The organism is Acidovorax sp. M2(2025) (assembly GCF_049330835.1).
Lineage (GTDB): Bacteria > Pseudomonadota > Gammaproteobacteria > Burkholderiales > Burkholderiaceae_C > Acidovorax.
In genome coordinates this window covers 1,550,281-1,563,203 of the sequence record NZ_CP186262.1, presented here as the reverse complement: position 1 = coordinate 1,563,203, position 12,923 = coordinate 1,550,281, and the positions used below count along the sequence as shown (strand labels likewise).

Sequence of the window (12,923 nt, the reverse complement as noted above, 5' to 3'; positions counted from 1 at the left end):
TATGCAAATTTCATAAAAAGGCCTAAACCATGACCTTCCGCCGCACCGCCCTGGCCGGGCAGATGGCTGCGCAGCTGCTCCGGCCTTCATTTCTGGACACCTCGCTGCGCTCGGGCCTGTTCCTGTCGGGCCAGCGGCGCGTGGGCAAGACCACCTTCCTGGCGACCGACCTCATCCCGGCGCTGGAGGCGCTGGGGGCGGTCGTGGTGTACGTGGACCTGTGGAGCCAGCCCCAGGCCAACCCGGCAGAACTGGTGCACGAGGCCATCCGCAGGACGCTTCGGGAGCTGCAGACGCCGGGCTCGGGGCTGCTGCGGCGGCTCCAGCGGGTGACCAGCGTGGACGCAGGCGTGGCGGGCTTCAAGTTCGGCTTCAAGCTGGCGGATGTGGGCAAGGACCAGGGCGCCACCCTGGCCCAGGCGTTCACCGAACTGATCGACCAGGCCCACACGGACGTCGTGCTCATCGTCGACGAAGTACAGCATGCGCTGGGCAGCGCCGATGGCGACCACCTGCTGCATGCGCTGAAGGCGGCGCGCGACGCCATCAACACCCGCCCCGGCACGCCGGGCTACTTTCTCTTCGTAGGCACGGGGTCGCACCGCGCCCGGGTGCAGGAGCTCACGCTCAAGGGCAACCAGGCGTTCAACGGCGCCGTGACCACCGAGTTCCCGGTGCTGGGACGCGATTTCATCGACTATGTGCTGGAGCAGGTGCGCCCCCAGCTGGGCGGCATGCTGCCGTCGGCCGGGGTGGCGGAGGCCGCCTTTCGCAGCATGGGCTGCCGCCCGGAAGAGCTGATGAAGGCCCTCACCATCCTGCGCAGCCTGCCGCCGGACGCGCAGCCCGACGAGCACCTGCCCACCATTGCCCAGTCGCTGGGCGCGGCCGCGGCCGACGTGGAGCTGCAGAAGGTGGAAGCCATGGGCCCGCTGGCCGAGGCGGTGTTCTCGCGCATCTGCAGCATTGGCGGCGACGTGAAGGGCGTATTCACCGGCGAGGCCCTCAAGGCCTATGCCGCCCAGGTCGGCCGCGAAGTGACGGCCCAGGAGGTGCAGGGCATCATCGGCGCCATGACCACGGCCAACCTGCTGATGCGCGTGCGCCACGGCCACTACGGCGTGACCGATCCGTTTGTGGAAAAAGCCTGGCAGGCCAAGCAGCAGGCGGGGCAGCTGCTGCGCTCGGGCTCTGCGCCACCGCTTGCGGGCGCCCCTTCCGGGAGCGATGCCGCGCCCGCTTCAGGCGCGGGGGGGTGACGCAGGCGGGTCTGGCAGCAGGCAGGCTTCGGCCACCTGCAGGTTGTTGTCCCGGGCGAAGTTGATGACGAAATCCCAGGCCATGGGCTCGTGGTCGCGCAGGTCGCTGTGCACCACCACGCACTTCACGCCATTGAGGGTGGTGGGAATGCACCAGGGCGAGTAGCTCAGGTGGCTGCCCGGCCGCGCCCCCCCGGGGCGGAAGCTGCTCATCACCCCCGCCAGACGTTCCGCCCAGTCGCTGGGACGAAAGGTCTTCCCGTCTTGGGTAATGCCCTGGATGAAGACTTCTTTGGAGGAGGGGGAAACCATCGGGGATAGGAGTGGTAGTGAGTGCGCCAGTCGCAGGGTCACTGCATGCTGCAGCGCAGCGCGAGATTCTAACTCTTATATAAGAGCTGGGTCCCTAATCCGCCTGCGGCGGCCGGAATCCCTTGCGCCGCCGTGGTAGCGGGGGCATTGCAGTGATGCGCAATCGTCAACATCCGCGCACCGGGCTCCCCCTAGAATCGTGTTTCGATTTTTCGGGCCACCGGCCCTGGACCCGCGCCAGGCCAGCCCATCACCGCACTGTCTGGAGATCTTGCATGACCGCTTTCATTGAGGCTGCTTCGCCCCACGTGATGAACACCTATGGCCGCGTACCCATCGCGCTGGCCCGTGGTCAGGGCAGCCGCGTGTGGGACGTGAACGGCAAGGAATACCTGGACGGCCTGGGCGGCATTGCCGTCAACACGCTGGGCCACAACCACCCCAAGCTGGTGCCCGCGCTGCAGGACCAGATCACCAAACTGATCCATACCTCCAACTACTACCACGTGCCGCTGCAGGAAACGCTCGCCGCCAAGCTGGTGGAGCTGTCGGGCATGCAGAACGTGTTCTTCTGCAATTCGGGCCTGGAGGCCAATGAGGCCGCCCTCAAGATCGCCCGCAAGTTCGGCGTGGACAAGGGCATCGCCAAGCCCGAGATCGTGGTGTACGAGAAAGCCTTCCACGGCCGGTCGATTGCCACCATGTCGGCCACGGGCAACCCCAAGATCCACAGCGGCTTCGGCCCGCTGGTCGAGGGCTTCATCCGCGTGCCGATGAACGACATCGAGGCCATCCAGAAGGCCACCGAAGGCAACCCCAACGTGGTGGCTGTGTTCTTCGAGACCATTCAGGGCGAAGGCGGCATCAACCCCATGCGCGCCGAATACCTGCAGCAGCTGCGCAAGCTGTGCGACGAGCGCGGCTGGCTGATGATGATCGACGAGGTGCAGTGCGGCGTGGGCCGCACCGGCAAGTGGTTTGCACACCAGTGGGCTGGCATCGTGCCCGACGTGATGCCCCTGGCCAAGGGCCTGGGCTCGGGCGTGCCGATCGGTGCCGTGGTGGCGGGCCCCAAGGCCGCCAACGTGCTGCAGCCCGGCAACCACGGCACCACCTTTGGCGGCAACCCGCTGGCCATGCGGGCCGGCGTGGAGACCCTGCGCATCATGGAAGAAGACGGCCTGCTGCAAAACGCTGCCCAGGTGGGCGCCCACCTGAAGGCCGCGCTGCAGCGCGAACTGGGCAGCCTGCCGGGCGTGAAGGACATCCGCGGCCAGGGCCTGATGCTGGGCATCGAACTGGCCAAGCCCTGCGGCGCCCTGATCGCCCGCGCGGCCGAAGCCGGCCTGCTGCTGTCGGTCACGGCCGACAGTGTGATCCGCCTGGTGCCGCCGCTGATCCTGACCACCGCCGAGGCCGACGAGATCGTCGCCAAGCTGAAGCCGCTGGTGCAAGCCATCCTGGCCGAATGAACAACAATACCCCCATGACGCTGAAACACTACCTGCAGTTCACCGACCTTTCTGCCGACGAATACGCCTACCTGTTCGAGCGCGCCGCCGTCATCAAGAAGAAGTTCAAGGCCTACGAGAAGTACCACCCGCTGGCAGACCGCACGCTGGCCATGATCTTCGAGAAGGCCAGCACCCGCACGCGCGTGAGCTTCGAGGCCGGCATGTACCAGCTGGGCGGCAGCGTGGTGCACCTGACCACCGGCGACAGCCAGCTGGGCCGCGCCGAGCCGATTGAAGACAGCGCCAAGGTCATCAGCCGCATGACGGACCTGGTGATGATCCGCACCTACGAGCAAAGCAAGATCGAACGCTTTGCCGCCAACTCGCGCGTGCCCGTCATCAACGGCCTGACCAACGAATACCACCCCTGCCAGATCCTGGCGGACCTCTTCACCTACATCGAGCACCGCGGCTCGATCAAAGGCAAGACGGTGGCCTGGGTGGGCGACGGCAACAACATGGCCAACACCTGGGTGCAGGCCGCATCGCTCTTGGGCTTCAAGGTGCACGTGAGCACGCCGCGCGGCTACGAGATTGATGAGAAATTGGCCGCCGGGGCTCATGGAATCAGTGCAGGCAGCTATCAATTTTTTAGCGACCCCATGGAGGCCTGCCGGGGCGCCGACCTGGTCACCACCGACGTGTGGACCAGCATGGGCTACGAGGCCGAGAACGAGGCCCGCAAGCAGGCCTTTGCCGACTGGTGCGTGGACGCCGAAATGATGGCCGCCGCCCAGCCCGACGCCCTGTTCATGCACTGCCTGCCCGCCCACCGGGGCGAAGAGGTGGAGGCCGACGTCATCGACGGCCCGCAGTCCGTGGTGTGGGACGAGGCGGAGAACAGGATGCACGTGCAAAAGGCACTCATGGAGTACCTTCTGCTCGGCCGCGTGGCCTGACCAAAACGCGTTCAGCGCCATGGAACCGTTCACGCTGAGCCTGTCGAAGCGCCGCGCGAGGCTTCGACAGGCTCAGCCCGAACGGCTTCGGTCGATTCCACGCGAATCCCTCTAAAACGCCCCATGCCCTGGCGCACCCAGCCCGCCCACAGCGCCGAATTGCAGGCGCACTGGCAGGCCCTGGGCCAGGCGCTGGGGCGCGACACTCCCGCATGGCGCACCGAGGGCCGGCGCCTGCTGCGCAGCTGGGCCCGCTGGCCCCGCGCCTACCACGACACCGCGCATCTGCGGGCCTGCCTGCGGCACCTGCAGGCCGTGCAGGACGAGCACCCCGGCGCGCTCCACAACCCCCATGCCGTGGCGCTGGCCCTGTGGTACCACGACGCGATCTACTGGCCGTGGAGCAAGCACAACGAGGCGCACAGCGCCGACTGGGCGCGCCAGTTCCTGCTAGGCCAAGGGCTGCCCACCGCGCTGGCAGAGACCGTGCACCAGCATGTGATGGACACCCGCCACGCCCCCGGCCCATTCACGGGCGATGCGCTGTGGGTGGCGGACATCGACCTCGCCATCCTGGGCCAGAGCGAGGCGGTGTACCGGCAGTTCGAGCGCAACGTGCGGCGCGAGTATTTCTTTGTGCGCTGGCCGCGCTACGTGGCGGGGCGCAGCGCCGTGCTGCAGGGCTTCCTGGACCGGCCGCAGATCTACGGCACGGCGCACTTTGCCCAGCGCTATGAAGCCACGGCACGCGCCAACCTGCAGCAGGCGCTGGCCGCCCTGCGCCAGGGCCGGCTCTACCCGTAGGCCGGCAGCCCCTCGTGGCGCCGGCGGGGGCGCCTACGCGCAAATTCTAATCAAAATGCACTGCAGCGCTTGTACAGCAAGCGCGATAAGCTATCAAATACATAGCAACCTTACGTCTGTGCACGCCGCCGCGAGGGCGGCAGGGCCACGGGCTTTTCGGCGGCCTGGGGCCCGGGCGGCGCTGCGCAGCTGCCACAGCTGCTGCAGCCGCCATCTCCACCACCGCAGCCCGGCGCCGCGGCCAGCCCCGGGTGCACCCGGCGCAGCCCCAGGCGCCAGCGCCCCGGCAGGTAGCGCCACAGTACATACAGCGCGGCGGCAGCGACGATCAGGCCGACGATGAGTTGCTGGGCCATGCGAACACTCCTTCAACCCCCGCCCAGCGCCAGCGCCACGCGGTAGGTCACAAAGCTGGTGGCATAGGCCAGCGCAAACAGGTAGCCCACCATGAGCAGCGGGTAGCGCCAGCCGTTGGTCTCGCGGCGCACGGCCGCGATGGTGGAGATGCACTGGGGCGCGAACACGTACCACGCCATCAGCGAGAAGGCCGTGGCCAGCGACCAGGAACCTGCGATCAGCGGCCCCAGCTGGTTCGCGGCCTCGTCCCCCGTGGCCGAGAGCGCGTACACCGTGCCCAGTGCGCTCACGGCCACCTCGCGCGCGGCCATGCCGGGCACCAGGGCAATGGCGATCTGCCAGTTGAAGCCGATCGGGGCCACGAGCACTTCCAGCAGCCGGCCCAGCTGGCCCGCAAAGCTGTAGGTGATGGCCGGCTGCGTGGCGCCTTCTGGCGCGCCAGGGTAGGTGGAGAGGAACCACAGCAGCACCGTGACGGCCAGGATGATGCCGCCCACGCGCTTGATGAAGATCATGGCCCGCTCGTACAGGCCGAAGGCCAGGCCGCGCACGCTGGGCCAGCGGTAGGCGGGCAGCTCCATCATCAGCGGCGTGGGCCGCGTGTCGCTGCGCGCCAGCTTGGCCACGGCGGCCACGGCCATGGCGCTGGCGATGCCCGCCACGTACAGGGCGAACAGCACCACCCCTTGCAGGTTGAACACGCCCGCCACCGTGCGCTCGGGGATGAACGCCGCGATCAGCAGCGCATACACCGGCAGGCGCGCCGAGCAGGTCATGAGCGGCGCGATCATGATGGTCACGAGCCGGTCGCGCCAGTGCGTGATGGAGCGCGTGGCCATGACGCCCGGCACCGCGCACGCAAAGCTCGACAGCAGCGGGATGAACGAGCGGCCCGACAGGCCCACCGTGCCCATCACGCGGTCCAGCAGGAAGGCGGCACGCGGCAGGTAGCCCGAGTCTTCCAGCGCCAGGATGAACAAAAAGAGAAACAAAATCTGCGGCAGGAACACCAGCACCCCGCCCGCCCCGGCCAGCACCCCGTCGGTCAGCAGGCTGCGCAGGGGGCCGTCCGCCATGTGGCTGTTGACCAGCGCCGACAGCCCGGCCACGCCGTCTTCGATCCACGACTTGGGCAGCTCGGCCCAGCTGAACACGGCCTGGAACATCAGGAACAGCGTGGCCGCCAGGATCAGCAGCCCCCACACCGGGTGCAGCACCACCGCATCGATGCGGTCGTCGGCGCGCAGGCTCACGGCCGGCACGCGCACGGCCAGGTCCATGATGCGCCGCACTTCCTGGTGCGTGCGGATGACGTCGGCCTGGGCTTCCAGATCCCCCGCGTCCAGGCGCTGCGCCGCGCCAGGCTGCGGCGCGTGCCGCTGCAGGCGCTGGGGCGACACGGTATCCAGCCACTGAACCAGCTCCCGCGCGCCATCGCCGCGCACGCCCACCGTGGCCAGCACCGGCATGCCCAGCTCGCGCGCCAGCGCTTCGCGGTCGATCTCGATGCCCTGGCGCTGGGCCACGTCCATCATGTTGAGCACCAGCACCATGGGCAGGCCCAGGGCGCGGGCCTCCAGCACCAGGCGCAGGTTCAGGCGCAGGTGGGTGGCGTCGGTCACGCACACCAGCAGGTCGGGCACGGGCTCGCCGGCGCGCCGGCCCCGCACGATGTCGCGGGTGATGGCTTCGTCCAGGCTGTGCGCATGCAGGCTGTAGGCGCCCGGCAGGTCCAGCACGCGCACGCGGCGGCCCGCGGCGGTCTGCAGCAGGCCCTCCTTGCGCTCCACGGTCACGCCCGCGTAGTTGGCCACCTTCTGGCGCGCGCCCGTGAGCAGGTTGAACAGCGCGGTCTTGCCGCAATTGGGGTTGCCCAGCAGCGCCACGCGCAGCTGCGCGTCGGCGGTCGGCGCCACCGTGGAGGCCGCTGCGTTCATGCGGCCTCCTGCAAAGAGGCTTGCGCCGCCGGGTCCAGCCGCTGCACCTGCACCATGGACGCCTCCTGCCGGCGCAGCGCAAACGTCACCTGCCCCACGCGCACCGCAACCGGGTCACCCCCCACGCCGCCGCGCGCCACCACGCGCACGGTCTCGCCTGGCAAAAAGCCAATCTCCAGCAGGCGCAGCAGCACGCTGTGTTCTTGCGCATCGCGGGCGGGCAGCAGCCCGGTCACCCGCGCCTGGGCATGCAGCGGCAGTTGTTCCAGCCCAGTGGAAGGGATCGGCCCCGTGCGCGGAGACAACCGCGCCGCAGCGCCATCGTCCATGGTTTTCATGGTGACTGGCCTCGGTATGAATAATAGTGATTCTCATTCTATCAACATCCCGACCATACCATCCACCCCGCCTCCAGGGGCTTGACCTAGCGCAAGCGCTGGCGCTTTGCGCGCCCTGTCGTCAATCGCAAGGCTCGAACCGCCGGCACGCTTCCGTCACGCGGATGCCCGTGAGGGTGTTTTCCCCCGCGATGTGCTGTGCGGTGAACTGCACCCAGCTACCCGGCGCAATGCCCTGCAGCATCTCAGGCTCCAGCACGCGGAAGGTCTGGACCGTGAACGGAATCTTGGACCGGGGAAGCAGCTTGAGGCGCACATAGGCCTTTCCGGTCGCCGCCTCTTTCTGGAAAGACACCAGGCGGCCCCGCGTGTAGACCACGGGCGCGTCAGATGCACGGCCTGCCGACGCCGCAGGCAGTGGCGGCGGCGATGCCTGGGCGTGGCAGCCCTGCCCCGCCAGCGCCAGCACCGCCCCCAGGAGCAAGGCCGACGGATCCCGGTCGCCGGATGACGTACGCATCAGAACGCCCATGCACCCAGCTGGTAGTAGTCAAAGCCACTGGTGCGGCCGCCCAGGCACTGGGCCAGGAAGTCCTCGGTCTTGCGGTACATGGTGAGGTTGTTGGTCCACTTCTGGTTGCCGTGGCCGTCGCCGGTGAAGGTCACGTAGTCCACTGCCTTGCTGGCCTTGCGCAGGGCCGCCACCATCCATTCGGACTGCTCCAGCTTCACGCGCGGGTCGTTCACGCCGTGCATGATGAGGATGGGCTTTTGCGCGTGCCCGGCCCGGTACAGGGGCGACTTCGCGTCCATGCGTGCGCGGTCCTCCGGCACGGCCGGGTTGCCCACGTAGCGGTGCCACCAGGGCAGGCCCAGCTCCCAGTACGGCGGGGCCGCCTCCAGCAGGCGCGCGATGTCCGTCACGCCCACCACGTCCACGGCGCAGGCAAACACCTCGGGGGTGAAGGTGGCGCCCACCAGCGCCGAATACCCGCCATAGCTTGCGCCATAGATCGCCACGCGCTCGGGGTCGGCCACGCCCTGCTCCACAGCCCAGCGCACGCCGTCCACCAGGTCGTCGTGCATGCGGCCTGCGAACTCGCCCCGGGCCATCTCCATATGCTTGCGGCCATAGCCGCTGGAGCCGCGGTAGTTGACCTGCAGCACCGCGTAGCCGCGGTTGGCCAGGAACTGCTGCATGGCGCGGCTGGTGGCGCCGTCGCCCCAGCGGTCGCGTGCCCAGGGGCCGCCATGCACCAGCAGCACGGTGGGCAGGCGCTGTGGCGCTGCGCCCACAGGCAGCGTGAGGTAGCCGTGGATGGTGAGACCATCGCGCGCCGCGTAGGTGATGGGCTGGGTGGGTGCCAGGTCCTTGGCAATCAGGCTCAGGCGGTTTTCGCCCAGAAAGCGCGGCGCCTGCCCATCGCGCAGCAGGTAGTGGCGCGTGCCCCGGTCGGTGGCCACGGCCACCGTGAGCACCTTGTCCGCCCGGTCCAGGCTGGTGACCATGACTTCCGCGGGCTTGTCCGCCGCCAGGGCCGACAGGCGGGCGTCCAGTGCGGCATCGAAGACCTTGCGCGCGGGGTAGCCGGGCATGTAGTGGGCCACCAGCGGCTGGCGCGTGCTGCGGCTGAGCGTCACGCTGTCCAGGTCCACATCGGGGGTTGCAAACCACTCCTCCTCGCCCCCCGTGGTCAGGTCCAGCCGCACCAGCGCCAGCTTGTCGCGCCCCCGGTTGGACAGCGCCCAGGCCCGGCGACCCTCGTCGTGCAGGCCAAAGATGTTCAACGTATCCCACCGGCTGCGCTCTGCCACCGTCACCCAGCGGCCCGGCTCGTCCCCCGGCCGCTCCAGCAACACCTGCTCGCCCTGGATCTGCGCCCGCGCGCGCAGTTGGCCTGCGGTGTCCACGCCCCACCAGTTCACGTTGCCGGGGTTGGTGGCCAGCAGCACCGGCGTGCCCCCGGCCGGGTTCACGCGGTACAGGTCGAACACCTTCTTGTCGCGCTGGTTGGAGGTGACGATGAAATCGGACGCGCCCTCCACCGTCTCGGCAAAATGCGCCACCGAGCGCGGCGCAGGCATCAGCTCGCGCAGCCCGGTGTCCGGGCCATCGACCGCGCCGGCGTAGATGCGGGTGTTCTCGTCGCCCGTGGGATCGGCGGCGATGCCGAGCCAGCGACTGTCGGCACTGAAGCGGATGGCACGCGCCCGGATCCGGAACGCCTTGGCATCGCCGCCGTCGATGGGCTGCACCCAGATCGCAGGCACCACGCCATCGGTGCCAAACCAAGCGATGCGCTTTCCGTCCGGCGACACGCGGTAGCCGCCCGTGGACTGCCGGCTGGCCACAAAGTCCCGCACCGGAACCAGCTCGGGCAGCTGGGCCCCTGCCAGCGCAGGGTGCGTCGGGCCGCTGGCGCAGCCCGCCATGGCCAACAGTGCAACTAGCACCAGAGCGCTCCACCAAGGACGCGCAGTCCGCCTCGAGTACGTTTTTTCCATCTGGTAATCCCTCTGTGAACGTTGCGTTCTGAACACCGGCATTGTGCAAAGCCCAACCTAAATGCCTGCCAAAGGCCATCGCAGCCGCAGCCCCCCTCGCACGCGAAGCGCTCGATACCGCCCGGCACAACACAGCGCGTCACAAAGCCAACACCTTTGGGTACACCGTATCGCGCTTCAACACTTCAAACCCGCAATCCGCATACACCCAGTTGGCACCACTCAAGTTCTCGCCATCCACCTTCAGGGCCGACTCATCCATCCCGGCATCCCCCAGCAGGCGCAGGCTGCAGGCAATCAAAGCGCGGGCCAAGCCCCGCCGGCGCCATGGACGACCCACGCTGATGAACTCGGTATACCCGCGACGACGTGAGAGGCGGTGCGCAGCGCCAGCACACCGTCGGCTGCAAAGCTCGCGCTCGGCACACTTGCCATGGAAGAAAAATCAGCCGCGCCGAGAAAAGGACGCAGGACCACATCGCCCACCCGTGGCGCAGCGATCAGCGAACTGGGGTCAGTCATCATGTGCTGCTCCTACCCTTCTTCAGTGCTTTGCCTTCGCGCCGACGAAACGGGTGCCTAGGGTCGCGCTGCCGCTGCGCCCGCGTCTTGCGATATCTCCGCCAAGTACCTTTCCACATCGGGCTGCCAGAGTGATGGATACACGTGAAGGCTGTGGCCGTCTTGGCCCGATGGCATTGGGTAGCTCACCATTCGACCCCGCCCTCCTGCAGCGCGGAAAGCTTCGAAGTTGGCGCGGCTGTGGTCGAGCGAGTAGTAAGAATCGTGCTCTCCATACAGCCAAAGTGTCGGCTGCGGCATGGTGGCACCTCGGACAAAGGCCGTGCGATTCACCAATGCAGCGTCCTTGCACACCTCGCCAATCCAGCCGCCTACAAAGTTGACGACACCCAGAAACATGCCGGGCCGGGTGCCAGCGTACGTCACCGACAAGATGCCGCCGCGCGATACGCCGCCGATCAGCAGACGTGCCTGGTCCACGTCAGGGCGCTGCTGCAAGTGCACCATGACCGCGTCCAAGTCGGCCAGCGCGCGGTCAAGCCCCGGCAGCGAGCGCTCGGATTGGCAGGAATAGCCCTTCGATCGGTTGGCACCAAAACCTTCGTCATACACGCCGTCGGACTTGCCCCGTCCCCGGCGCTGCGGAAACACCACTTGCCAGCCCTTGGCAGTGAAGTATTGAGCGACCTCAGGGCTCGTCCAGGTGAGGGTGAACCACTCGGGCCGATCCCCACGGCCCGTGGAGCCATGGTTGAAGACCATCGTTGGCAGCGGACCGCTTGCGTTGATAGGGCGGTAAACCACGGCCTCCAGCGTTTGGGCGTGCCCATCTGCATCGGCCCACGGCGTGGGCAGCCGCTCGACCACGCGGGTGTAGGGCGGTGCCGAGAGCTGGGTGCTCAGCACGCCTGCGGCCAAAAGTCGGTTTTCGGGGCGCCACACCGTCATCTCCATCTCGGCCCCGCCCTCGCGCAGGCGCAGCACCAGCCGCGCCCCCGTGTGCAGTCGCGCGTGCAATTCGTCGCCCATGAAGCGTCCTTGCGAGCGGTCCGTTATCTGCGCCTGCTGCTCACTGGCTGCGGCATAGACGAGCGTCGCACCTTCGGCGGTGACGCTTTCGATGGCAATGCGGACATCGCAGGCCCTCGCAATGCATGCCCATCCCCGCCAAAGGCCGCTCCAACGGGCCTTGTCCCGGGGCACGCTGGCGGCGGGCGCCGTTACCGCCACATCCGGCGGCAGGACGGCCGCCACGGGGCTTTCAGAAGGACCAGAAATCTGGTCGGACATGTAGCCGGGCCATGCGGTCGCCCTAGCGGGCAGCGATTCGGACTGCTGCGCAATGGCGGCACTGCACAACAGCCATGGGAGCACCAGCGCTAAGGCGAAGCAAAACAGGTTCTTTCGAAGCATGGCCCCATTGTGCAAACCCTTCCTTAAAGCAAGCCAAAGGACCGAGCCGCGATGCGCATGCATGTCGCTGCGTGCGTGCTGCGGGCGATGTGCTCCCGCTACAGCGCCTCGGTGCGCGCCTCCAGCGCACGCACCACGGCCACCATGTCGGCCTGCCCCAGGCCCATGTCAGCGGTTTGCGCGAACAGCGCGTGGCACGCATCCAGCAGCGGCGACGCCAGCTGCGCACTGCGTGCTGCCTGGGCCACGAGCTGGTTGTTCTTGAGGACGTCGTGGATGGCGGCCTGCACCTCGAAGTCGCGTGACACCAGCTTGGCCAGCTTCACCTGCGAGACGCTGCTGGCCATGGGGCCTGCATCCAGCACCGCCCGGAACAGCTCCATGTCCAGCCCATGGCGGTCGGCAAAGTGCGCGGCCTCGCACAGGCCGGTCACCATGGTGATGAGAAACAGGTTGACCGACAGCTTCATCAGCAGGGCCGAGGGCACCGCGCCGCACACGAAGGTGGTGCGGCACACCGGCGCCAGCAGCGGCTGCACCGCCTGCACGCTGGCCGGGTCGCCCGCCAGCATGCCCACGAGCTGCCCGGCTTCGGCCGGCTTGCGCGAACCCGAGACAGGGGCCTCCACATAGCGCCCGCCGGCGGCCAGGATGTCCTGCTCCAGCGCCCTGGAATATTCCGGCGAGGTGGTGCCCATGTGCACGATGGTGCGGTCCCGCACCTGCGCTGCAAAAGCCGGCGTGCCGCGCTGCAGCGCTTCATCCATGGCCGGTTCGTTGGCCAGCATGAGGATGACGATCTGCGCCTGTGCGCAGACCTCGGCGGGCGTTGCGCCGACCTGTGCGCCAGCGGCGCGCAAAGCCTCGCACTTCTCGGGCGACCGGTTCCACACCCACAGCGGGGTGCCGGCGCGCGCCAGGTTCAGTGCCATGGGAAGGCCCATGACGCCCAGTCCGATAAAGCCAATCTGCATAGGGGACACCTTTCTTTCTGTCAGCGGGGGGTTGTACTGCTGTGCAGCACCAGCCTGAAGCGCTCTGGTGGAGTGGTGAGGGCTGGGGC

General features: G+C 68.0%; 14 protein-coding genes. 4 read left to right on the top strand and 10 right to left on the bottom strand.

All coding sequences use genetic code 11. The features are described 5' to 3' along the window. Positions 1–29: 29 nt before the first annotated feature. Positions 30–1,259: an AAA family ATPase gene (locus ACOYR3_RS07170; RefSeq protein ID WP_422845771.1), complete on the top strand. Its 1,230-nt coding sequence runs from the start codon at positions 30–32 to the stop codon at positions 1,257–1,259. Here the strand turns inward: ACOYR3_RS07170 and ACOYR3_RS07165 are convergent. Next, complete coding sequence (locus ACOYR3_RS07165) at positions 1,242–1,571, bottom strand: DUF3579 domain-containing protein (protein WP_422845770.1); 330 nt, start codon at positions 1,569–1,571, stop codon at positions 1,242–1,244. The two genes, ACOYR3_RS07170 and ACOYR3_RS07165, sit on opposite strands and share 18 nt — an antisense overlap. A gap of 275 nt (positions 1,572–1,846) precedes the next feature. Here ACOYR3_RS07165 and ACOYR3_RS07160 point away from each other — a divergent pair, with 275 nt between their 5' ends. The 3 genes from ACOYR3_RS07160 to ACOYR3_RS07150 all read left to right on the top strand — a co-directional run bounded on the left by ACOYR3_RS07160 (position 1,847) and on the right by ACOYR3_RS07150 (position 4,788). Beyond that, positions 1,847–3,043 (top strand): aspartate aminotransferase family protein, encoded by a 1,197-nt coding sequence (locus ACOYR3_RS07160; RefSeq protein WP_422845769.1) that lies wholly within the window; start codon positions 1,847–1,849, stop codon positions 3,041–3,043. 20 nt (positions 3,044–3,063) lie between these two features. Then, complete coding sequence (gene argF / locus ACOYR3_RS07155) at positions 3,064–3,984, top strand: ornithine carbamoyltransferase (protein WP_422846542.1); 921 nt, start codon at positions 3,064–3,066, stop codon at positions 3,982–3,984. A gap of 123 nt (positions 3,985–4,107) precedes the next feature. Next, entirely contained in the window at positions 4,108–4,788 is a 681-nt protein-coding gene (locus tag ACOYR3_RS07150; RefSeq protein WP_422845768.1) for a hypothetical protein, read from the top strand. Between the two features lie 110 nt (positions 4,789–4,898). Here the strand turns inward: ACOYR3_RS07150 and ACOYR3_RS07145 are convergent, their stop codons facing one another. From ACOYR3_RS07145 to ACOYR3_RS07105, 9 genes are all read right to left on the bottom strand, one after another. Then, positions 4,899–5,144, bottom strand: a complete 246-nt coding sequence (locus ACOYR3_RS07145) for a hypothetical protein (RefSeq protein WP_422845767.1) — start codon at positions 5,142–5,144, stop codon at positions 4,899–4,901. A 12-nt stretch (positions 5,145–5,156) separates the two neighbouring features. Next, positions 5,157–7,082, bottom strand: a complete 1,926-nt coding sequence (gene feoB / locus ACOYR3_RS07140; protein WP_422845766.1) for a ferrous iron transporter B — start codon at positions 7,080–7,082, stop codon at positions 5,157–5,159. Next, complete coding sequence (locus tag ACOYR3_RS07135; RefSeq protein ID WP_422846541.1) at positions 7,079–7,411, bottom strand: FeoA family protein; 333 nt, start codon at positions 7,409–7,411, stop codon at positions 7,079–7,081. Before ACOYR3_RS07135 ends, feoB begins: the two co-directional genes overlap by 4 nt. Positions 7,412–7,541: 130 nt before the next feature. Beyond that, positions 7,542–7,940 carry a hypothetical protein gene (locus tag ACOYR3_RS07130; RefSeq protein ID WP_422845765.1) on the bottom strand — a complete coding sequence of 133 codons (399 nt, stop codon included), beginning with the start codon at positions 7,938–7,940 and terminating at the stop codon, positions 7,542–7,544. Beyond that, positions 7,940–9,874 (bottom strand): S9 family peptidase, encoded by a 1,935-nt coding sequence (locus ACOYR3_RS07125; protein ID WP_422845764.1) that lies wholly within the window; start codon positions 9,872–9,874, stop codon positions 7,940–7,942. The genes ACOYR3_RS07130 and ACOYR3_RS07125 overlap by 1 nt, the downstream gene beginning before the upstream one ends. Before the next feature lie 190 nt (positions 9,875–10,064). Then, complete coding sequence (locus tag ACOYR3_RS07120) at positions 10,065–10,238, bottom strand: hypothetical protein (protein WP_422845763.1); 174 nt, start codon at positions 10,236–10,238, stop codon at positions 10,065–10,067. Continuing rightward, the gene (locus ACOYR3_RS07115) at positions 10,223–10,450 is read right to left on the bottom strand and encodes a hypothetical protein (RefSeq protein ID WP_422845762.1); all 228 of its coding nucleotides are present in this window, start codon (positions 10,448–10,450) and stop codon (positions 10,223–10,225) included. The genes ACOYR3_RS07120 and ACOYR3_RS07115 overlap by 16 nt, the downstream gene beginning before the upstream one ends. 54 nt (positions 10,451–10,504) lie before the next feature. Then, on the bottom strand, positions 10,505–11,860 hold the full coding sequence (locus tag ACOYR3_RS07110; protein ID WP_422845761.1) for a dienelactone hydrolase family protein: 1,356 nt from the start codon (positions 11,858–11,860) through the stop codon (positions 10,505–10,507). Positions 11,861–11,958: 98 nt separating this feature from the next. Continuing rightward, positions 11,959–12,858 carry an NAD(P)-dependent oxidoreductase gene (locus ACOYR3_RS07105; RefSeq protein WP_422846540.1) on the bottom strand — a complete coding sequence of 300 codons (900 nt, stop codon included), beginning with the start codon at positions 12,856–12,858 and terminating at the stop codon, positions 11,959–11,961. Positions 12,859–12,923: the final 65 nt, after the last annotated feature.

What these genes read in the sequence shown, in the direction of transcription:
- ACOYR3_RS07135 (WP_422846541.1), bottom strand. Translation starts at nt 7,411, where the DNA reads ATGGACGATGGCGCTGCGGCGCGGTTGTCTCCGCGCACGGGGCCGATC.
- ACOYR3_RS07145 (WP_422845767.1), bottom strand. Translation starts at nt 5,144, where the DNA reads ATGGCCCAGCAACTCATCGTCGGCCTGATCGTCGCTGCCGCCGCGCTG.
- ACOYR3_RS07110 (WP_422845761.1), bottom strand. Translation starts at nt 11,860, where the DNA reads ATGCTTCGAAAGAACCTGTTTTGCTTCGCCTTAGCGCTGGTGCTCCCA.
- ACOYR3_RS07165 (WP_422845770.1), bottom strand. Translation starts at nt 1,571, where the DNA reads ATGGTTTCCCCCTCCTCCAAAGAAGTCTTCATCCAGGGCATTACCCAA.
- ACOYR3_RS07160 (WP_422845769.1), top strand. Translation starts at nt 1,847, where the DNA reads ATGACCGCTTTCATTGAGGCTGCTTCGCCCCACGTGATGAACACCTAT.
- feoB (WP_422845766.1), bottom strand. Translation starts at nt 7,082, where the DNA reads ATGAACGCAGCGGCCTCCACGGTGGCGCCGACCGCCGACGCGCAGCTG.
- ACOYR3_RS07150 (WP_422845768.1), top strand. Translation starts at nt 4,108, where the DNA reads ATGCCCTGGCGCACCCAGCCCGCCCACAGCGCCGAATTGCAGGCGCAC.
- ACOYR3_RS07170 (WP_422845771.1), top strand. Translation starts at nt 30, where the DNA reads ATGACCTTCCGCCGCACCGCCCTGGCCGGGCAGATGGCTGCGCAGCTG.
- ACOYR3_RS07130 (WP_422845765.1), bottom strand. Translation starts at nt 7,940, where the DNA reads ATGCGTACGTCATCCGGCGACCGGGATCCGTCGGCCTTGCTCCTGGGG.
- ACOYR3_RS07115 (WP_422845762.1), bottom strand. Translation starts at nt 10,450, where the DNA reads ATGATGACTGACCCCAGTTCGCTGATCGCTGCGCCACGGGTGGGCGAT.